Here is a 20,266-nt window from a genome sequence, read left to right as displayed (position 1 = left end):
GGGCAAGGAGTGCAAGATGGGGTTCATTCCGCTCAAGCCGATCCCCGAGAAGGATCGCATGTCGATGATCTTCATAGGCATGGGGCAGATCGATGTACGCGATGGTGCCTTTGTCGTCATCGACGAGGTCAACGGCGAGCGCATGCATATTCCCGTCGGTTCGGTTGCCTGCCTGCTTCTCGAGCCCGGTACTCGGGTCTCCCATGCTGCCGTGAAACTGGCAGCGGTGGTGGGAACATTGCTGATCTGGGTCGGTGATGCCGGTGTGCGGCTCTACAGCGCCGGCCAGCCGGGTGGGGCTCGCTCCGACAAGTTGCTCTATCAGGCGCAGTTGGCACTGGACGACTCGCTGCGCCTGAAGGTGGTTCGCAAGATGTTCGAGTTGCGATTCGGTGAGCCGCCACCCTCGAGACGCAGCGTCGATCAACTTCGGGGCATGGAAGGCGCCCGGGTTCGCAAGACCTATCAGCTGCTCGCCAAGCAATATGGGCTCAAATGGCAGGGACGTCGCTACGATCCGACGCGATGGGATGCATCAGACGTCGCGAATCAGTGCTTGTCTGCCGCGACGGCCTGTCTCTATGGCATCACCGAGGCAGCGGTTCTGGCGGCGGGGTATGCACCGGCGATCGGTTTCCTGCATACCGGGAAGCCGTTGAGCTTTGTCTACGATATCGCCGATATCGTCAAGTTCGAGACCGTGGTTCCGGCGGCCTTCCGTGTCGCGGCACGCAATCCGCCGATGCCGGAAAGGGAAGTGCGAATCGCCTGTCGAGATGCCTTCAAGCAGACACGGCTGTTACAGCGGCTGATACCGATGATCGAGGAGGTATTGGCAGCCGGCGAGATCGAGCCGCCGCCTCCCGCCCCGGAGGCGGTACCACCGGCAATCCCCGAGCCGGAATCGATAGGCGATAGTGGCCATCGGAGTAAATGATATGGCAATGCTTGTCGTCGTGACTGAAGCGGTTCCACCACGCCTGCGTGGTCGTCTCGCTGTCTGGCTGCTAGAGATTCGCGCCGGCGTCTACGTGGGCGATGTCAGCAAGCGGATTCGCGAAATGATCTGGGAGCAGATCGAAGCCCTGGCTGAAGAGGGCAATGTCGCCATGGCCTGGGCGAGCAATCATGAGTCCGGCTTCGAGTTCCAGACCTATGGTGATAACCGGCGTGTTCCTGTCGACCATGATGGTCTGCGCTTGGTGCGGTTTCTACCTCCTGAGCCAACTAGCTGATTTTTCAGGCTCTTTAACAATGCAGTCTGGTTAAAAAGTGATCAAAATCGCTGGTGGAAATTCCGCTGGCGATTTTCTTCATTATAAACAAGTGGCTACAATTAGTCCGATCCCCGCAGGCGCGGGGATAACCCCCTGCCGTCATCGACGCTATCCGTGAAATCATCCGATCCCCGCAGGCGCGGGGATAACCCGGCGGCTCTCGCTGATGGCGAGATTGACCCGCACCGATCCCCGCAGGCGCGGGGATAACCCGTGGCTGTCGACGTGGTGTGTGTTCCTTCGCAGCCGATCCCCGCAGGCGCGGGGATAACCCGGCGGGGCGATTGAGGGCGTGGAGCCGGATCAGCCGATCCCCGCAGGCGCGGGGATAACCCGCGACGATGTTCCACACCACGTTGAGCATGGCTCCGATCCCCGCAGGCGCGGGGATAACCCGCCTTTTTGAGGTATCCCCATGCGATTCACACGCCGATCCCCGCAGGCGCGGGGATAACCCGCTCGAAGACGCCTACAGCGAATACCGCCGAGTCCGATCCCCGCAGGCGCGGGGATAACCCGGGTCTCGCAGAGATCATCGTCCGAAAACATCGCCGATCCCCGCAGGCGCGGGGATAACCCGAAACAGCGACCGAGCCTGTATCGCCGCTGGAACCGATCCCCGCAGGCGCGGGGATAACCCGGGACCACCCAGCCATGCATGCCTCCAACGTGGCCGATCCCCGCAGGCGCGGGGATAACCCGTACGGGCTGTAGGACAGACAGAAAGCACGAAGCCGATCCCCGCAGGCGCGGGGATAACCCGTCGGTCGCCTCGGACTTCCAAGTGTCGAGGATCCGATCCCCGCAGGCGCGGGGATAACCCGCATTGCGTCGTGCCGATCCTTGGCGCTTACAGCCGATCCCCGCAGGCGCGGGGATAACCCGACGTGCAAGAAGGTGTGTGGCGCCGCACTGATCCGATCCCCGCAGGCGCGGGGATAACCCGGCACTACTCGACGCGCTTACCCATGCAGGGATCCGATCCCCGCAGGCGCGGGGATAACCCCGACACGCTGCTATCTGTAACCACCGCACTATTCCGATCCCCGCAGGCGCGGGGATAACCCGCGCAGCAGGTCTCGCGCCTTGTCCCACGGCAGCCGATCCCCGCAGGCGCGGGGATAACCCGCATCACGCAGAGTTCGATCTGCCCATGGAGGTCCGATCCCCGCAGGCGCGGGGATAACCCGCGTGGTGGCAACGTCGCTGACATCTACGAGCACCGATCCCCGCAGGCGCGGGGATAACCCGCCGCTGGTTTACGGCGAGGTGGCCAACGCCCACCGATCCCCGCAGGCGCGGGGATAACCCGGTGATGCGCCAGTGTATCGAGAGCGCCCTTGCCCGATCCCCGCAGGCGCGGGGATAACCCGATACACAACGAACCAGACCTGCAACGCCTCCACCGATCCCCGCAGGCGCGGGGATAACCCGATGGTGGGAAACATCGAAGTAAGCCGAGAAGCCCGATCCCCGCAGGCGCGGGGATAACCCGGACTATTCCGGAGTCACTGTCGAGTCATTCCGCCGATCCCCGCAGGCGCGGGGATAACCCGTCTGCGAATCAGCTAACCCTCTCCCCGGACGCCCGATCCCCGCAGGCGCGGGGATAACCCGTAGAACGTGCGCTGGCTGGGATCTTCCACCTGCCGATCCCCGCAGGCGCGGGGATAACCCGATAGCGGCGACGATCAGCCACTCGATCAGTTCCCGATCCCCGCAGGCGCGGGGATAACCCGTCGCCCTAACCACCCAGCCCCGGCACAGCCCGCCGATCCCCGCAGGCGCGGGGATAACCCGCGCTACAAACTGTTCATCAACGGAAAAATCAGCCGATCCCCGCAGGCGCGGGGATAACCCGTGATGAGCAGAATTCCGAATTATGAGCGCATTCCGATCCCCGCAGGCGCGGGGATAACCCGCAAGGTAGTAATGAGTGGCTTGACGCCAGGCGCCCGATCCCCGCAGGCGCGGGGATAACCCGCCGGCGCCGAGCTGGCCCGCATGTCTGCCGAGCCGATCCCCGCAGGCGCGGGGATAACCCGATGCGTCGGCCCTGGTCGTAGCTACGAAGCATCCGATCCCCGCAGGCGCGGGGATAACCCGCGAGTGACGTTTGTTCCGCAATGCGCCGCTGAGCCGATCCCCGCAGGCGCGGGGATAACCCGGCGCCATGACGATTCAGGAATACCTGGATGGTCCGATCCCCGCAGGCGCGGGGATAACCCGGGCGCCGGCTGGCACCTGATGAGCATGCACGACCGATCCCCGCAGGCGCGGGGATAACCCGGTCCAGTACCTCGCCCAGCGTCATTGTTGGCTCCGATCCCCGCAGGCGCGGGGATAACCCGTCGAGGTGCCAGCATGTCTGACGTGAAGTTTACCCGATCCCCGCAGGCGCGGGGATAACCCGCCTGATCCGTGGGAGGAGAAGCGCAGGCAGTGCCGATCCCCGCAGGCGCGGGGATAACCCGGGGTTGAGCAGGAAGGCGCGGCCGACCAGGGCCCGATCCCCGCAGGCGCGGGGATAACCCGGCGGCGGTGGCATTCTTGGCCAGGCCGTTGGTCCGATCCCCGCAGGCGCGGGGATAACCCGCTCAAGCAGATCAACAGCGAACGCCAGAAGGTCCGATCCCCGCAGGCGCGGGGATAACCCGAAACAGCGCGCCGAGAACCTCTTCACCGCCGCCCGATCCCCGCAGGCGCGGGGATAACCCGTGCAGCTCCGCGCCATTGTCGAGGATGATCGGCCGATCCCCGCAGGCGCGGGGATAACCCGGTCGGCTTCACCACCGCCGTGCGCTTCGCCGCCCGATCCCCGCAGGCGCGGGGATAACCCGGCCACCTGTGAAGGCAGCCTGTAGAATGCTTACCGATCCCCGCAGGCGCGGGGATAACCCGTCATAACGTTTCCTCCTTGATTAGTGTGTCTTCCGATCCCCGCAGGCGCGGGGATAACCCGTTTAAACAATGAGATTGAACGTCTTGAAAAATCCGATCCCCGCAGGCGCGGGGATAACCCGGCGGCGCTGGCGCTGCTGATCTGGGGCGGCAACCGATCCCCGCAGGCGCGGGGATAACCCGTCTTACTAATGTTCTCAAACGATTCTAGAGATCCGATCCCCGCAGGCGCGGGGATAACCCGCAACGTTATTCATTCTACTTATCCCTTCATGTCCGATCCCCGCAGGCGCGGGGATAACCCGATTTTCAGATACTTTATACCGGACTGTGTTATCCGATCCCCGCAGGCGCGGGGATAACCCGACTTGGCAAGAAAAGATTGAATGGGTAGAAGTCCGATCCCCGCAGGCGCGGGGATAACCCGGTGGCAGCGGCCATCATCGACCGTGCCGACCGCCGATCCCCGCAGGCGCGGGGATAACCCGGTCCTTGCGCACCAGCTCCTGGGCACCGGCGACCGATCCCCGCAGGCGCGGGGATAACCCGGCCAGCGCCAGCGCATCGGCGGCGGTCATCGGCCGATCCCCGCAGGCGCGGGGATAACCCGGTGCGCACCGATCGCGAGAGCCAGGCGCAGGTCCGATCCCCGCAGGCGCGGGGATAACCCGGCGCGGGCTCAGGCCCGCTGGTTCTGCCGGTCCCGATCCCCGCAGGCGCGGGGATAACCCGCCCGTGAGGCCTACGTCTCCAACCTGGTGGGACCGATCCCCGCAGGCGCGGGGATAACCCGTACGAGGCCAATCTCGACCTGATTGTCAGCCACCGATCCCCGCAGGCGCGGGGATAACCCGGGCGCCTCGTTCTTCAAGGCCTGCTACGAGGTCCGATCCCCGCAGGCGCGGGGATAACCCGTAGTCGACGGTGGCGAGATCCGGCGCCTCGATCCGATCCCCGCAGGCGCGGGGATAACCCGGGCGTCTTTGCTCGCGGCCTCGCCGAGATCGCCCGATCCCCGCAGGCGCGGGGATAACCCGGTGCCGAACAGCTGGGCCAGCTTCTGCCGCGCCCGATCCCCGCAGGCGCGGGGATAACCCGGCGCTCGAGTGGGGGCTGAACGCTCAGCAGGCCCGATCCCCGCAGGCGCGGGGATAACCCGCTCGGCGTTTGCGCGGTACTTGCCGGCCAGGCCCGATCCCCGCAGGCGCGGGGATAACCCGTCGCGGTTACTCGTGACGGGCAGCTGTGGCGCCCGATCCCCGCAGGCGCGGGGATAACCCGGCGCAGAGGCGATTCAGGCTTTCGACCACTTCCCGATCCCCGCAGGCGCGGGGATAACCCGCCTGCCGCCTGCGTCCTGAGCCGATGGGGCTGCCGATCCCCGCAGGCGCGGGGATAACCCGCCGACGGCCAAACCGTTTCGGCGCTGGGTGACCCGATCCCCGCAGGCGCGGGGATAACCCGTGGTGTCAGCCATGGTTTGCACCTCCCGCGTCCCCGATCCCCGCAGGCGCGGGGATAACCCGGCGTTGACCGCCGAGCACTCCGGGTTGTGAAACCGATCCCCGCAGGCGCGGGGATAACCCGATGCCGTTCTTCTCCATCCCGTTCTCGGTGGTCCGATCCCCGCAGGCGCGGGGATAACCCGCCGTCTTGGGATTGACGAACAGGTGGCGTTCACCGATCCCCGCAGGCGCGGGGATAACCCGGGACCGGATCAAACCGGCTCGGGCCTTGATACCCGATCCCCGCAGGCGCGGGGATAACCCGGCCCATCCCTTCCTCGGCCCGGCGCTGCGTGACCGATCCCCGCAGGCGCGGGGATAACCCGCGATAGTCGCTATCCGAGGCGTCAGTGGTGCCCCGATCCCCGCAGGCGCGGGGATAACCCGTCCTCGAGGAACCCATGAACAATCTCGGCGGCCCGATCCCCGCAGGCGCGGGGATAACCCGACCGCCTGATAGGCCACCGACCGCCCCAGCAGCCGATCCCCGCAGGCGCGGGGATAACCCGAGCTACCCCGGTGGCTTCCTGATGTTTGCCTGCCGATCCCCGCAGGCGCGGGGATAACCCGCCCTCGGCAGCCGCAGCGAGATCCGGCAGGACCCGATCCCCGCAGGCGCGGGGATAACCCGTACCAGTACTCGTCGGTGATCCGGTTGGCCTGCCGATCCCCGCAGGCGCGGGGATAACCCGTCGACCAGGTAACGGTCGGTGATGCGCTGCTGCCCGATCCCCGCAGGCGCGGGGATAACCCGGTGACATCGGCATCGGCAGCGAGCTGGTCGATCCGATCCCCGCAGGCGCGGGGATAACCCGAACTGGCTCGACAGGTTGCCGATCGGCAGGCCCCGATCCCCGCAGGCGCGGGGATAACCCGTTCCTGGAAGAGTCCGCGTACCGCGAGCTGCTCCGATCCCCGCAGGCGCGGGGATAACCCGGCGGCCCGGCCGTTCCGGGGGCACGCCAGCTACCGATCCCCGCAGGCGCGGGGATAACCCGCATCCGCCGGCACGGAGACGATGCTGATCTCGCCGATCCCCGCAGGCGCGGGGATAACCCGGCATGGCCTATCGAAATGCCAAACGTCTTCACCCGATCCCCGCAGGCGCGGGGATAACCCGGCGCTGGTGCACTCCAGGTCGACGGTCTTGGGCCGATCCCCGCAGGCGCGGGGATAACCCGCACGCGCGCCTCGCCCGAAGCGCACTACCGCCCCGATCCCCGCAGGCGCGGGGATAACCCGTCCAGCTCGCGCTGCGAGTAGTCCTTGGCCAGCCGATCCCCGCAGGCGCGGGGATAACCCGGGAGGCCGCGCCTCCGCCCGCCACAAGATAGTCCGATCCCCGCAGGCGCGGGGATAACCCGGAGGCAGGCGTCTACAAGGGGCGCGCGAAGGACCGATCCCCGCAGGCGCGGGGATAACCCGGGCACTTATCCCGGCTCGAGCACCGAGGCGCACCGATCCCCGCAGGCGCGGGGATAACCCGCTCGTCCTCGCTCGGAATCGCCCGCGTGCCAGCCGATCCCCGCAGGCGCGGGGATAACCCGCCTGGGTCCACGCCCTGGGGCACGTCCTCCTGCCGATCCCCGCAGGCGCGGGGATAACCCGCTGGATGCCGGCCGCGCCTTTGGCACTACCCGCCGATCCCCGCAGGCGCGGGGATAACCCGACACCGAGCCGGCGATGCGGGGCATGCTCACGCCGATCCCCGCAGGCGCGGGGATAACCCGCATACAATGGCAAGAATTGCATACATGTCTGCCCGATCCCCGCAGGCGCGGGGATAACCCGATGCGGCGTGACCACCTGGTACCACTCTCGCGCCGATCCCCGCAGGCGCGGGGATAACCCGGCACTCAACAGCGCATGGGAAGAGGTCGGCATCCGATCCCCGCAGGCGCGGGGATAACCCGCAAGTGCTCGAGCGCGTGCGCATCGCGGAAGGCCGATCCCCGCAGGCGCGGGGATAACCCGCTCCCGGAGCGCCGTGATGACTTCCGTGATGTCCGATCCCCGCAGGCGCGGGGATAACCCGCTTGTGCATCAGTTCGGCGGCTCGGTCCTCTGCCGATCCCCGCAGGCGCGGGGATAACCCGTCACCGGCCAGAAACACTGCCAACGCCAGGCACCGATCCCCGCAGGCGCGGGGATAACCCGGATGCCGACGCCCGGAAAACGGCCCGCAACAGCCGATCCCCGCAGGCGCGGGGATAACCCGATCCTCGGTCTCCCGCTCGAGGGCGGCGATGCCCGATCCCCGCAGGCGCGGGGATAACCCGGAGGGTAGCGGGGCGGCGCGCGAGATGCGAGGCCGATCCCCGCAGGCGCGGGGATAACCCGTAGGGCTGGATCAGCGACTGGGCCGAATATGGCCGATCCCCGCAGGCGCGGGGATAACCCGTTGGCTCGGCTCGAATATCGGCGAGTATCTGACCGATCCCCGCAGGCGCGGGGATAACCCGCCATCCACCGACTGGTACCAGGGCGGGCCGCTCCGATCCCCGCAGGCGCGGGGATAACCCGCGTATTCGTTCGGTGCCGAGCATGGCGTTCAGCCGATCCCCGCAGGCGCGGGGATAACCCGCTGATGCTGTATGCCGCTGTCGGCCTCGTCGGCCGATCCCCGCAGGCGCGGGGATAACCCGTATTGATGGCACTGAAATGTGTCATGCGAATTCCGATCCCCGCAGGCGCGGGGATAACCCGATGATCGACCCGCGCGGGTAAGTGGGCGCCATCCGATCCCCGCAGGCGCGGGGATAACCCGAGGTAGGCGCCCAGCAAGGCTGGCTTTTTCAGTCGATCCTCGCAGGTGCGGGGATAATCGTTTGCGTTCGCTGCCGCCCAGGCAGTTCAGAAAAACAGGAGGGCGAGTTCACGCTGACAAACCGCGTTCGCTGCCGCCCAGGCAGCCTGCTTATCCTTCCTTCTTCCCCGGCGGCTGAAAGGCCCGCTTGTCGTCGGGCAGGCGCACCATGTCGCCAAGCTCCAGATCGCCGAAGGACTTCATGCGTTCGCCGCTGTCGGGGTCGATCAGCGCGACCACCTCGCCGATGCTGGTGGCGTCGCGGTAGGCCTCGACGCGCACGCGCACGCTGACACCGCGATAGCGGCCGGTGAGGATGCTGCCGGGGTGGGGTTCACCGTAGTCGTTGGGGTCCTTGGCGTAATGCGCGCTGACGCTCTCGGCGCCGGGGGAATCCCATTCGATGTGCTTGTGCATGAAAATCTCCTGTTGCGGGGTGGAGTTACCGTCAGGGTAGCGCGCCAGGCGCGGCTCGCCCATGGGGGTGGCGGACATTCGGTCGTTAAGCCAGTGTTAAGACGAATGCGCTGTGCTGGGGTGGCGAATTGACGCTAACGCGTGGCCGTCCGGCGGCCATGCCTCGGTAACGGGAGGTACCCGATGTCGCTGGCCCATATTCATCCCATGCTGGTCCATTTTCCCATCGTGCTCTGGATGCTGGCCGTGGCCTGTCAGGGGCTGGTGGTGTTGCGCGGCGAGACGTTCGAGCGGCGACGCAGCTGGCAGAAGGCGTCGCTGTGGCTGCTGGTGCTGGGCACGCTCGGCGGGCTTGTCGCGGCCGGTTTCGGCGATGCGGCCTTCGATATCGCCCGGGAGAAGGGCTTCCCCACGGCGCCCATCGAGGCCCACGAGGAACTGGCGATGACCACGCTGACCGTGTTCGGGCTGCTCACCCTGGTCCAGGCGGTGATCTACTGGCGGCGGATCGCCCTCAACCGGGCGCTGTCCTGGGTCATGCCGCTGGCGGGCCTGGCAGGGGTCGTGCTGATGCTGATGACCGCGGATCGCGGCGGCGATCTGGTCTACGAGATCGGCGTCAACGTCGCGGCGGCACATCCCTGACGGCGTCTGCGCGCAGCCCCGGCCGACATGCCGGGGCTGGCTGACACGGACTCAGAAGCGGAAGCTGAGTCCGCCCATCACCACCACCGGATCGATCTCGACGTTGGCGTCGTAGTTCACGCCGCCGACGGTGGCGGTGGCGTCGCTGTTGATGTCGAGATACCAGGCGGCGGCGTTGAGCGCCCAGTGCTCGTCGATCAGCAGGTCGACGCCGACCTGGGCGGCGGCGCCCCAGGAATCGTCGAGGTTGAGCTTGCCGACATCGAGTGTCTCGTCGGAGAAGTGGGTGTAGTTGATGCCGGCGCCGAGATAGGGCTGCACGCGCGAGGTGGTGCCGCCCAGCGGGTAGTACTGCAGGGTCAGGGTCGGCGGCAGGTGCTTGGTGGAGGCGAGGTTGTCGCCGTTGAGCGCGATGTCGTGCTCGAAGGGCTGGGCGGCGAGCAGCTCGATACCCAGCTTGTCGGTGAAGCGGTAGCCGAGGGTGAAGGCGAAGGCGCTGTCGTCACCGACATCGACGTCGAGCCCCAGGTCGCTGAAGCGGCCGTTGTCGCCGGTGGGGTCGACCTTGGCGATGCCGAAGCGGGTGAACAGGTCGCCCTGGCCATAGGCGAGGGCGGAGGCGCTGGTCATCAGGCCGGCGGCGAGCAGGGCGGCGGAAAGCAGGGCGGGGGTGCGCATCTCGAAGTCTCCTGAGCAGAGGTGGATCATGGCCGCGCGAGGGGACGCGCCGCCGGGACAAGCTCCGCAACAATAGCCCTTCAATTTGTGTGGGTATTTGCGCTGGGACAAGTTCCGGGTCGGGTCGTGCGCCCGGCACTTGCGAAATTTGTTTCAGGTCAAGAAACGACGACCCCGCCGGGGCGAGGCACCGGCGGGGTCGTCGTGAGGCGGGTGGCGCTTACTTCTTGCGGGCGCGCTTGCGCTCGTTCTCGGTCAGCAGCTTCTTGCGCAGACGGATGTGGTTGGGCGTGATCTCGACGAGCTCGTCGTCGTCGATGAACTCGATCGCCTGCTCGAGGGTGAAGCGCACCGGCGGGGTCAGGACGATGTTCTCGTCGTTGCCGGAGGCGCGCATGTTGTCGAGCTTCTTGGCCTTGGTGGGGTTGACCACCATGTCGTCGGCGCGGTTGTTGATGCCCACCAGCATGCCTTCGTAGACCTCGGTGCCGTGCTCGATGATCAGCTTGCCGCGATCCTGCAGGGCGTAGAGGGCGTAGGCCAGCGCCTTGCCGGGCACCATCGAGACCAGCACGCCGTTGCGCCGTTCGATGGCGGCGTCGGGCTTGAGCGGGCCGTAGTGGTCGAAGCGGCTGGTGAGGATGCCGGTGCCCGAGGTCAGCGTCAGGAACTGGCCGCGGAAGCCGATCAGCCCGCGCGCGGGGATGATGAAGTCCAGCCGCACACGCCCCTTGCCGTCGGGGTTCATGTTGGTCATCTCGCCCTTGCGGTAGCCGAGCTCTTCCATCACCGCGCCCTGGTGCTGCTCCTCGCAGTCGATGATGACCTCTTCGTACGGCTCCTGCCGGACGCCGTCGATCTCCTTGATGATGACTTCCGGGCGGCCCACGGCCAGCTCGTAGCCTTCGCGACGCATGGTCTCGATCAGCACCGACAGGTGCAGCTCACCGCGCCCGGAGACGGTGAACTTCTCGGGCGACTCGCCCTGCTCGACGCGCAGCGCGACGTTGTGGATCAGCTCCTGCTCGAGGCGGTCGCGGATGTTGCGGCTGGTGACGAACTTGCCGTCCTTGCCGGCGAACGGCGAGTCGTTGACCTGGAAGGTCATCGACACGGTGGGTTCGTCGACGGTCAGCGGCGGCAGTGCCTCGACGGCGTTCGGGTCGCACAGCGTGTCGGAGATCGCCAGATCCTCGATGCCGGTGATGCAGATGATGTCGCCGGCTTCCGCCTGCTCGGTCTGCACCCGCTCGAGGCCCATGTGGGTCATCACCTGGCCGATCTTGCCACGGCGGCTCTTGCCCTCCTTGGTGAGCACCGTGACCTGCTGGTTGGGGCTGACGCTGCCGCGCTTGATGCGACCCAGGCCGATGACGCCGACGTAGCTCGAGTAGTCGAGCGCCGAGATCTGCATCTGGAAGGGGCCGTCGAGCTCGACCTTGGGCGGCTCGACGATGTCGATGATCGACTGGAACATCGGCGTCATGTCGTCGGCGAGGGCGTCCGGCTCGGGGCCAGCGATGCCGTTGAGCGCCGAGCAGTAGATGATCGGGAAGTCGAGCTGCTCGTCGGAGGCGCCGAGGTTGTCGAACAGGTCGAAGATCTGGTCGATCACCCAGTCGGGGCGAGCGCCGGGGCGGTCGATCTTGTTGACCACCACGATCGGCTTCAAGCCCTGGTCGAAGGCCTTCTGGGTGACGAAGCGGGTCTGCGGCATCGGGCCATCGACGGCGTCGACCAGCAGCAGCACCGAGTCGACCATCGACATCACGCGCTCCACCTCGCCGCCGAAGTCGGCGTGTCCCGGGGTGTCGACGATGTTGATGTGATAGACCTGGTCGTCGGGTGCCTGCCAGCGGATCGCCGTGTTCTTGGCCAGGATGGTGATGCCGCGTTCCTTTTCCTGGTCGTTGGAGTCCATGATGCGCTCCTGCCCCTCGGCCTTGCGGTCCAGGGTGCCGGACTGCTGGAGGAGCTTGTCGACCAGGGTGGTCTTGCCGTGGTCGACGTGAGCGATGATGGCTATGTTGCGAAGTTTCTCGATCACGACGGGATCCTGCAGGGAAAATAGGGGGCGCATTATAGTGGCTAGCCCCCGGCTACTGCCACCATTCGCCACGGCTTTCGACCACTTTGTCGCTGTCTTGACCCTCGTCAAGCCGTCGGGGCGGCCTTGTTTCTAGTCTGGAGAGGCACGGTTTCGAGACGACTCGCGAGGAGGTAGACGATGAAGGCATGGCTCTTGGGTGGCTTGCTGGCCGCATCGCTGGGCCTGGGTTCCGGCCTGGCGCTGGCTCACGGCAACGAGGACGGCCGGTTCGGTCATGGCGGCTATGGACCGGGCATGATGGGCGGCTACGGTGCCGGCATGGGCCCCGGGATGATGGGTGGCTACGGTGCCGGCATGGGGCCCGGCATGATGGGCGGCTACGGCGCCGGCATGGGCCCCGGCATGATGGGCGGCTATGGTCCCGGGATGATGGGCGGCTACGGCCCGGGCATGGGCCCCGGCATGATGGACGACGATGGCGATGACGCCGGCGGCTGGTATGGCCGCGGCATGGCGGGCGACCCGGCATGGCTGCAGGGGCCGCAGCGCGAGAAGCTGCGCCAGCTCCAGCGCGACTTCTACAAGGAACAGCAGCCGTTGATGGAACAGATGATGCAGCAGCGGCTGCGACTGCGTGAGCTGTCTCTGGACGACAAGGCGGACCCGGAACAGGCCGGCAAGGTCTATGCGGAGATCTTCCGCCTGCGGCGCCAGATGCAGGAGAACGCCCGTCAGCTGCACGAACAGCTCTACCAGATGATGGAGCAGGGCCAGCAGGACAAGTCGCCGTGAGTGTTCGGGCTCACAACTGTCCGAGCAGGTAGTCGAAGAGCCGGCCGGGGCTCTGCGCCAGCGGCTGGGTCAGCGGGATGCGGGGCAGGGCGAGCGGGTCGCTGCGCGGCGACAGCCAGCCGCCCTGCCCGGCCAGCGCCATGCTGACGCCGCACTGGCTGACCAGCCGCCGCAGGCGCGGCGAGGGCTGCCGGTCGGGGTAGGCGAAGACCGGCAGCGGCTCGCGGCATAACTGGGCGAGTTCCTTGCGCGCGCGCTTCACCTGGCCGCGGACGGCGTCATCGTCGAGGGGTTCCAGGTCGTTCAGGCCCACCCCGCGCCAGCCGAAGCGCACCAGGCCCTCGTGCTCCAGCCGACGGATGCTGAAGGGGTCGAGGTTGTGGGGCGCATGGCCCAGCTCGCCGTGCAGGTAGTCGGCCACCGCGGCGAGACGGCGCGGGTCCTGTCGCTCGAGCTGCGTCAGGTAGCGGGCCAGGGCGCGGCTGTAGGCAGTGTCGGGGGACGCGGGCGGCAGCGGCGGCAGCGGCAGGCCGGCGTCGGCCAGGGTGTCGTGGATGTGCCGGGCGCCGTGGCCTTCCCACAGGCCTTCGCCGATGGTCAGACGCCAGCAGCCCCGCGGATGGCGCAACCAGCCGGTGCTCAGGAACACGCTGGCGGGAATGGCGTAGTGCGCGAGCAGCGGCATGGCCACCTCGAGCGTGCTGCGCCAGCCGGCATCGAAGGTCAGGGCGATGCGCGCCTGCGGGTCATGATGGGGTTGCAGCGCGGTGCCCAGGCAGACCAGCCGGGCGATGTCGCTCAGGTTGATCAGCAGCCGCTCCAGGCTCTCTCGCCCCAGGCACCAGGGGGCACGATGCGGTAGCCGGGCCTCGGCATCGCTGGGCAGCACCCGGGGCAGCACGAGAATCGCACTGCGCCCCCACAGCGGTTCCGCCTGGCTGCGCCGCCAGTGACCGCGCAGGCGACAGGTCAGTTCCTGCGCCATATCCAGCCCGTTCATGGCCTTTTCCTCCCCGCGCGTCCGTCGCGCGCCACCTCCGTGTCTCGTCAGTCTATCGCACGGCAGGCGACGGTGCGGTTCACCCCGCCGCCGGCTGGCCGTCATCCGCCCGTCGTTGCAGCACGCTGGCGTGACAGGCGCGCAGGCGGGCCAGCAGATCGCGCTCGGCCGTGCCTTCCCGCTCCGGGTCGAAGCCGCCGACCCGTTCGAACCAGCTGTGGCGCATCGCCAGCAGCCGGATGCGTCCGCCGCCGGGCAGGCGCGACAGCCAGTGCATGGCGCGCCAGCCGTCGCTGACCAGGGCGACCACGTCCCACTGCGACGCGCCCAGCGCCTGGTCGACCAGGACCAGCCAGCCCGGCGGCGGGTCAGTCGCCGGGTCGAGAAACAGCAGGACGTCGGCCTGGCTGCGGTTGGCGGCGATGTTGAGGCGCTGGCCGCGGGGCAGGTCGGGCAGCAACAGCAGCCGGGCGCCATGGGTGTCGGCCAGCCGCTCGACCCGGCTGCGGGGCTTGTCGAGCAGCAGCCAGATCTCGTGGCGGGCGGGCGTCTGGTCGAAGTCTCGCGCGAGGCCGGCCAGGCAGCGCCCCAGCCGCGCGTAGCCGCGCCGGGCGTCGAGGATGACACTGTAGGAATGCATGATGGCGCCCCAGTGACGGTGCTGGCCGGGTTGCCGGGTTGCCATGTTGCCAGCCGCCCGCAGCACGGTGCCCGTGGCGCTCGGTCTCGGTGTCTCCAGCGTGCCCTGCCGTCCCGCGCGTTGTTTGTAATAAAGCGTAGCCAGTGGTTTCAGAAAGTATCAATGTGGCAGCCTGCTGATTTTGCACGCCTTCGTGGCTGATTTTTCCCTGTGCGCATGGCTGAGAAGACCCATCGGGGCGAGATGGTCGGGCCGCCGTGAGCGCATGCACCATTATGGTGCTTTAGCGGGGGCGTATGATCGTTCATGGTGCACGAGTGTGGCAAAAACGGGTGCATGCCATTCCGGTCTCGGCATTTGTGATCGCTTCTCGCCTCGGCAGGGGCGCGGTTTGTCGCAGAATTTCAAGGGGTTGGAGAGGGCTGGCCGGGGAGTGCGCCATCTTGGCACGGTGTCTGCATTTCATTTTTCAGAACGGCACGTCATGGGCAATCCTGATGCGGCGTGCTACAACGACGCTGGACACGCAAGCCATCGGCTCATTTGTGGAGGACATCATGTCTGAGAAGACACTCGCCCTGATCGAAGAACACGACGTCAAGTGGGTGGACCTGCGCTTCACCGACACCAAGGGCAAGGAGCAGCACGTCACGATTCCGGCCGGTGCCGTCGATGAAGAGTTCTTCGAGAACGGCCAGATGTTCGATGGCTCCTCCATCGAAGGCTGGAAGGGCATCAACGAGTCCGACATGATCCTGCGCCCGGAAGACGGTTCCGGCTTCCTCGATCCGTTCACCGAGGACGCCACCCTGGTGCTGCGCTGCGACATCATCGAGCCGGCCACCATGCAGGGCTACGAGCGCGATCCGCGTTCCATCGCCAAGCGCGCCGAGGCCTATCTGCAGTCCACCGGCCTGGGCGATACCGCCTTCTTCGGCCCGGAGCCGGAGTTCTTCATCTTCGACGAAGTGCACTGGAAGACCGATCTCCAGGGCGCGATGTACAAGATCACCTCCGAGGAAGGCGCCTGGGCCACCGATTCCACCAACGTGGAAGGCGGCAACCTGGGCCACCGCCCGCGGGTCAAGGGCGGCTACTTCCCGGTCCCGCCGGTGGACAGCTTCCACGACATCCGCAGCGCGATGTGCAACACCCTGGAGGCGATCGGCCAGTCGGTGGAGGTTCATCACCACGAGGTGTCCAACGCCGGCCAGAACGAGATCGGCGTGAAGTTCAACACCCTGGTCAAGAAGGCCGACGAGGTCCAGGAGCTCAAGTACGTGGTCCACAACGTGGCCCATGCCTACGGCAAGACCGCGACCTTCATGCCCAAGCCCATCGTCGGCGACAACGGCTCCGGCATGCACGTCCACCAGTCCTTTTGGAAGGACGGCAGCAACCAGTTCGCCGGTGACGAGTACGCCGGCCTGTCCGAGATGGCGCTGTACTACATCGGTGGCATCATCAAGCACGCACGGGCCCTGAACGCCTTCACCAACGCCTCCACCAACTCCTACAAGCGTCTGGTGCCGGGCTTCGAGGCGCCGGTCATGCTCGCCTACAGCGCGCGCAACCGCTCCGCGTCCATCCGTATCCCGTACACCGCCAGCCCCAAGGGCAAGCGCGTCGAGGCTCGCTTCCCCGACCCGACCGCCAACCCCTACCTGGCCTTCGCGGCGATGCTGATGGCGGGCATCGACGGCATCAAGAACAAGATCCATCCCGGCGACGCGATGGACAAGAACCTCTACGACCTGCCGCCGGAAGAGGGCAAGAAGGTGCCGACCGTGGCCAACAGCCTCGACCAGGCCCTGGAAGCCCTGGACAACGACCGGGCCTTCCTCACCGAAGGCGGCGTGTTCACCGACGACATGATCGATGCCTACATCGAGCTCAAGGAAGAAGACGTCCAGCGCCTGCGCATGGCGACGCACCCGGTGGAGTTCGACCTCTACTACAGCTGCTGATCCCGCGTCCCCGTCCGGCGCACTCGCGCGCCGGACGTGCCGCGACACGGAGCCCGCCAACCGGCGGGCTCTTTTTTTGCGTTACACTCGGACGGAACACGCGGCCGTGTCGCCACGCCATGGAGGAGGGCTCCCATGAACCGCTGCCTGTCGGCCATGCTGCCGGCCGTCTGCCTGGTTTTCAGCACCGTGCCGGGCGTCGCCTCGGCGGCCAGCGTCTATCGCACCACCGATGCCCAGGGCAACGTGGTCTTCACCGACCGGCCGGTGGAGCAGGGCGAGCGCGTCGAGCTGGAGCCGCTGAGCGTGCTGCCGTCCGCCCCCGTGCGCGAACCCGCGGCGCGTGACACCGGGCGCGACACGGCACGGCCACCGGCGGGTGCCGACACGCCGTTCATGCCCTACACCACCTTTCGCATCGCGCAGCCCGAGGATGGCGAGACGCTGCCCACCGGCGCCGCCGGCAATGTCCAGGTGGCGCTGGCCATCGAGCCCGCCCTGCGCCCGGATCACAAGGTGCGCCTGCTCGTCGACGGCCGGGTCAGCCAGTCGGCGCTGCACGCCCGGGTGTTCATGGTCACGGGGCTGGTGCGCGGCGAGCACACCCTGCAGGCGGAGCTGCTCGACGCCCGGGGGCAGGTGCGCCATCGCAGTGCACCGGTGACCCTCTACGTGCAGCGTGCCAGCGTCCACCTGCCCGCCAACCCCAACAATCCCGCCCGCTCGCCCTGAACGGCGGGTCGCTGCTTCTCCCGCTCGACACGCCGGTGTCGCCACCCCGGCGCAGCGCTGCACGCACAAATGCACCATAATGGTGCGTGAAAGGGCGCGCCACCGGCGTCCATCCCGCTGGCTGTCGGGCTGCCCGGCATGGCGCGCTTCTTGCAGTGCTTGTCGTGAGATGTCCCGACGGGGAGAGCGCCCATGTATCAACGCCTGCTGGAGAACCTGACCACCGCGGTCGTCTACCTGGACGATGCGCTGCGCGTGCGCTGGCTGAATCCCGCCGCCGAGGCGCTGCTGGCGGTCAGCGAGAGCCGGGTCCGGGGCACGCGCCTGGACTGCCTGGAGGGCGACGGCGGCGCCATCGCGGCGGTGCTGACCAAGGCGCTGGCGGCGCAGCACCCCTTCACCCAGCGCGAGGCCGTGCTGCTGCCCGCCGGCGGCGAGCCGGTCACGGTGGACTTCACGGCCACGCCGCTGTCGGACAATGAGCTGCTGCTCGAGATCGAGCCTCGCGACCGGCTGATGCGCATCTCCCGGGAGGAGGCGCTGATCACCCGTCAGGAGACCATCAAGGTGCTCTCGCGCGGGCTGGCTCACGAGATCAAGAATCCGCTGGGCGGCATCCGCGGCGCCGCCCAGCTGCTCGAGCGCGACCTGCCGGACCCGCAGCTGGCCGAGTTCACCCGGGTGATCGTCGAGGAGGCCGACCGCCTGCGCGACCTGGTCGACCGCATGCTCGGCCCCAATCGCCTCGTTGGCCACGAGCCGCTCAACATCCACAAGGTACTCGAGCGGGTGCGGGCACTGCTCGAGGCCGAGCATCCGCGGGTCGACTACGCGCGCGACTACGACCCCAGCCTGCCGGACCTGCACGGCGACGAGGCACAGCTGATCCAGGCGGTGCTCAACGTCGCCCGCAACGCCGTTCAGGCCCTGGAGGAAAGCGCCGTCGACGCACCGCGGCTGACGCTGCGCACCCGGGCCCGGCGCCAGTTCACCCTGGGCGCCGAGCGCCATCGGCTGGTCTGCGAGGTGGCGGTGATCGACAACGGCCCCGGGATTCCCCCCGCGCTCCAGGAGACGCTGTTCTACCCGATGGTCTCGGGCCGCGCCGAGGGCAGCGGGCTGGGGCTGTCGATCGCCCAGTCGATCCTGCATCAGCACCAGGGGCTGATCGAGTGCGACTCGCAGCCCGGGTGCACGGAGTTCCGCCTGCTGATTCCGCTGGCGTGTTCCGCGTGAGCCGGCCGCTACCCCATCGCGCCACCGGCGCGCCCCTCGTGACGTTCGCCGGAGGCGAACCCGCTGCTACCCGCTGGAGGGCTTTATGACCGACGCCGCTCGTATCGTCATCGTCGACGACGACCGTGCCATTCGCTGGGTGCTGGAGCGCGCCCTGGCCCAGCCCGACCTGGACGTGACCAGCTTCGACCGCGCCGACACGGCGCTGGAAAGCCTGCTGCGCCAGCCGCCGGACGTGCTGCTCACCGATATCCGCATGCCGGGGCTGGACGGCCTGGACCTGATGGCGCGGCTGCGCGAGGCCCATCCGGACCTGCCGGTGATCGTGATGACCGCGCACTCCGACCTGGACAGCGCGGTGGCCTCCTACCAGGGCGGGGCCTTCGAGTACCTGCCCAAGCCGTTCGACGTCGACGAGGCGCTGGCGCTGGTGCGCCGGGCGGTGGCCCACGCCCGCGAGCGTCAGGCGCCAGCCAGCGCGCCGGAGGGGCTGACCACCGAGATCATCGGCGAGGCGCCGGCCATGCAGGAGGTGTTCCGCGCCATCGGCCGGCTCTCGCAGTCGCACATCACCGTGCTGATCAACGGCGAGTCGGGGACCGGCAAGGAGCGGGTCGCCCAGGCGCTGCACCAGCACAGCCCGCGCCGGGCGCACCCGTTCATCGCCCTGAACATGGCGGCGATCCCCAAGGACCTGATGGAGTCCGAGCTGTTCGGCCACGAGAAGGGCGCCTTCACCGGGGCCACCGCCCAGCGCCGCGGGCGCTTCGAGCAGGCCGACGGCGGCACGCTGTTCCTCGACGAGATCGGCGACATGCCGCCCGACACCCAGACCCGCCTGCTGCGCGTGCTGGCCGACGGCGAGTTCTATCGCGTCGGCGGCCACACCCCGGTCAAGGTCGACGTGCGGATCATCGCCGCCACCCACCAGAACCTCGAGAAGCTGGTCGAGGACGGGCGCTTCCGCGAGGATCTGTTCCACCGCCTCAACGTGATCCGCGTGCACCTGCCGCGGCTCGCCGAGCGTCGCGAGGACATCCCGCGGCTGGCCCAGCACTTCCTCGCCGAGGCCGCCAGGGAGCTGGCCACCGAACCCAAGGTGCTGACCCGCGAGGCCGAGCAGCACCTCACCCGGCTGGCCTGGCCGGGCAACGTGCGTCAGCTCGAGAACACCTGCCGCTGGCTGACGGTGATGGCCTCGGGCCGCGAGGTGCTCGTCGACGACCTGCCGCCGGAGCTGCGCGACGTCGAGGGTGCCGAGGCCGCCGGTGGCGACTGGCGCGGCGCCTTCCGCGAGTGGGCCGACCGGGCGCTGGCCGCCGGCCACACCCACCTGCTGGAGGAGGCGGTGCCGGACTTCGAGCGCATCCTCATCGAGACCGCGCTCAAGCACACCGGCGGACGCAAGGGGGAAGCCGCCGAGCTGCTGGGCTGGGGGCGCAACACCCTGACCCGGAAATTGAAGGTGCTGCTGCCGGCGCTGGCCGAGGAGTGAACAGTGACGTCGTCGTCTCGGCCTGAGGAGTGAGGCAACGACTCGAGGGCCGGGGCGGCGCGACGCGGCGTAGTCGAGGGTTTCGGGCCTGTCACGAACGACCAAAGTCGCGCTTTTGCGACGCG

The 20,266-nt window shown here is 67.8% G+C and carries 13 protein-coding genes and 1 CRISPR repeat array; of the genes, 8 read left to right on the top strand and 5 right to left on the bottom strand.

The window, feature by feature from the left end; all coding sequences use genetic code 11:
• Window positions 1-16 precede the first annotated feature (16 nt).
• Both cas1e and cas2e read left to right on the top strand, forming a co-directional pair.
• Window positions 17-937 carry a type I-E CRISPR-associated endonuclease Cas1e gene (cas1e, locus tag G7A98_RS02215; protein WP_163647863.1) on the top strand — a complete coding sequence of 307 codons (921 nt, stop codon included), beginning with the start codon at window positions 17-19 and terminating at the stop codon, window positions 935-937.
• Window position 938: 1 nt separating this feature from the next.
• Window positions 939-1,235: a type I-E CRISPR-associated endoribonuclease Cas2e gene (gene cas2e, locus G7A98_RS02210; protein WP_163647862.1), complete on the top strand. Its 297-nt coding sequence runs from the start codon at window positions 939-941 to the stop codon at window positions 1,233-1,235.
• 106 nt (window positions 1,236-1,341) lie between these two features.
• Window positions 1,342-8,511: direct repeats of the CRISPR family, unit length 29 nt; unit sequence CCGATCCCCGCAGGCGCGGGGATAACCCG.
• Window positions 8,512-8,600: 89 nt separating this feature from the next.
• Here cas2e and G7A98_RS02205 read toward each other — a convergent pair.
• Window positions 8,601-8,906: a hypothetical protein gene (locus G7A98_RS02205; protein ID WP_163647861.1), complete on the bottom strand. Its 306-nt coding sequence runs from the start codon at window positions 8,904-8,906 to the stop codon at window positions 8,601-8,603.
• 183 nt (window positions 8,907-9,089) lie between these two features.
• On the opposite strand from G7A98_RS02205, the gene G7A98_RS02200 reads away from it, so the two are divergent.
• Window positions 9,090-9,551, top strand: a complete 462-nt coding sequence (locus G7A98_RS02200) for a DUF2231 domain-containing protein (RefSeq protein ID WP_163647860.1) — start codon at window positions 9,090-9,092, stop codon at window positions 9,549-9,551.
• 51 nt (window positions 9,552-9,602) lie between these two features.
• Here the strand turns inward: G7A98_RS02200 and G7A98_RS02195 are convergent, their stop codons facing one another.
• Together G7A98_RS02195 and typA are read right to left on the bottom strand one after the other, a co-directional pair.
• A complete protein-coding gene (locus G7A98_RS02195; RefSeq protein WP_163647859.1) occupies window positions 9,603-10,229 on the bottom strand; it encodes an OmpW family outer membrane protein in 627 nt (208 codons plus the stop codon).
• Window positions 10,230-10,449: 220 nt separating this feature from the next.
• Complete coding sequence (gene typA, locus G7A98_RS02190) at window positions 10,450-12,276, bottom strand: translational GTPase TypA (RefSeq protein WP_163647858.1); 1,827 nt, start codon at window positions 12,274-12,276, stop codon at window positions 10,450-10,452.
• Between the two features lie 180 nt (window positions 12,277-12,456).
• On the opposite strand from typA, the gene G7A98_RS16575 reads away from it, so the two are divergent.
• Window positions 12,457-13,071, top strand: a complete 615-nt coding sequence (locus G7A98_RS16575; RefSeq protein ID WP_205596197.1) for a periplasmic heavy metal sensor — start codon at window positions 12,457-12,459, stop codon at window positions 13,069-13,071.
• Between the two features lie 10 nt (window positions 13,072-13,081).
• Here G7A98_RS16575 and G7A98_RS02180 read toward each other — a convergent pair whose 3' ends face one another.
• Both G7A98_RS02180 and G7A98_RS02175 read right to left on the bottom strand, forming a co-directional pair.
• Entirely contained in the window at window positions 13,082-14,071 is a 990-nt protein-coding gene (locus tag G7A98_RS02180; RefSeq protein ID WP_163647857.1) for a polysaccharide deacetylase family protein, read from the bottom strand.
• A gap of 79 nt (window positions 14,072-14,150) precedes the next feature.
• Window positions 14,151-14,756 carry a hypothetical protein gene (locus tag G7A98_RS02175; protein ID WP_163647856.1) on the bottom strand — a complete coding sequence of 202 codons (606 nt, stop codon included), beginning with the start codon at window positions 14,754-14,756 and terminating at the stop codon, window positions 14,151-14,153.
• A gap of 512 nt (window positions 14,757-15,268) precedes the next feature.
• Between G7A98_RS02175 and glnA the strand changes: the two genes are divergently transcribed.
• The 4 genes from glnA (at window position 15,269) to glnG (ending at window position 20,141) form a co-directional block, all read left to right on the top strand.
• On the top strand, window positions 15,269-16,678 hold the full coding sequence (gene glnA, locus G7A98_RS02170) for a glutamate--ammonia ligase (protein WP_163647855.1): 1,410 nt from the start codon (window positions 15,269-15,271) through the stop codon (window positions 16,676-16,678).
• Between the two features lie 135 nt (window positions 16,679-16,813).
• Window positions 16,814-17,410, top strand: a complete 597-nt coding sequence (locus G7A98_RS02165) for a DUF4124 domain-containing protein (RefSeq protein ID WP_163647854.1) — start codon at window positions 16,814-16,816, stop codon at window positions 17,408-17,410.
• A 192-nt stretch (window positions 17,411-17,602) separates the two neighbouring features.
• On the top strand, window positions 17,603-18,646 hold the full coding sequence (gene glnL / locus G7A98_RS02160) for a nitrogen regulation protein NR(II) (protein WP_163647853.1): 1,044 nt from the start codon (window positions 17,603-17,605) through the stop codon (window positions 18,644-18,646).
• An 85-nt stretch (window positions 18,647-18,731) separates the two neighbouring features.
• Complete coding sequence (gene glnG / locus G7A98_RS02155; protein ID WP_163647852.1) at window positions 18,732-20,141, top strand: nitrogen regulation protein NR(I); 1,410 nt, start codon at window positions 18,732-18,734, stop codon at window positions 20,139-20,141.
• Window positions 20,142-20,266: the final 125 nt, after the last annotated feature.

The sequence above is a fragment of the Modicisalibacter sp. 'Wilcox' genome, assembly GCF_010993675.1.
GTDB classification, from domain to species: Bacteria; Pseudomonadota; Gammaproteobacteria; order Pseudomonadales; family Halomonadaceae; genus Modicisalibacter; species Modicisalibacter tunisiensis.
The sequence above is the reverse complement of the archived record's forward strand: the minus strand, read 5'-3'. Positions and strand labels throughout refer to the sequence as shown.

What these genes read in the sequence shown, in the direction of transcription:
- cas1e (WP_163647863.1), top strand. Translation starts at nt 17, where the DNA reads ATGGGGTTCATTCCGCTCAAGCCGATCCCCGAGAAGGATCGCATGTCG.
- cas2e (WP_163647862.1), top strand. Translation starts at nt 939, where the DNA reads ATGGCAATGCTTGTCGTCGTGACTGAAGCGGTTCCACCACGCCTGCGT.
- G7A98_RS02205 (WP_163647861.1), bottom strand. Translation starts at nt 8,906, where the DNA reads ATGCACAAGCACATCGAATGGGATTCCCCCGGCGCCGAGAGCGTCAGC.
- G7A98_RS02200 (WP_163647860.1), top strand. Translation starts at nt 9,090, where the DNA reads ATGTCGCTGGCCCATATTCATCCCATGCTGGTCCATTTTCCCATCGTG.
- G7A98_RS02195 (WP_163647859.1), bottom strand. Translation starts at nt 10,229, where the DNA reads ATGCGCACCCCCGCCCTGCTTTCCGCCGCCCTGCTCGCCGCCGGCCTG.
- G7A98_RS16575 (WP_205596197.1), top strand. Translation starts at nt 12,457, where the DNA reads ATGAAGGCATGGCTCTTGGGTGGCTTGCTGGCCGCATCGCTGGGCCTG.
- G7A98_RS02180 (WP_163647857.1), bottom strand. Translation starts at nt 14,071, where the DNA reads ATGAACGGGCTGGATATGGCGCAGGAACTGACCTGTCGCCTGCGCGGT.
- G7A98_RS02175 (WP_163647856.1), bottom strand. Translation starts at nt 14,756, where the DNA reads ATGGCAACCCGGCAACCCGGCCAGCACCGTCACTGGGGCGCCATCATG.
- glnA (WP_163647855.1), top strand. Translation starts at nt 15,269, where the DNA reads ATGTCTGAGAAGACACTCGCCCTGATCGAAGAACACGACGTCAAGTGG.
- G7A98_RS02165 (WP_163647854.1), top strand. Translation starts at nt 16,814, where the DNA reads ATGAACCGCTGCCTGTCGGCCATGCTGCCGGCCGTCTGCCTGGTTTTC.
- glnL (WP_163647853.1), top strand. Translation starts at nt 17,603, where the DNA reads ATGTATCAACGCCTGCTGGAGAACCTGACCACCGCGGTCGTCTACCTG.
- glnG (WP_163647852.1), top strand. Translation starts at nt 18,732, where the DNA reads ATGACCGACGCCGCTCGTATCGTCATCGTCGACGACGACCGTGCCATT.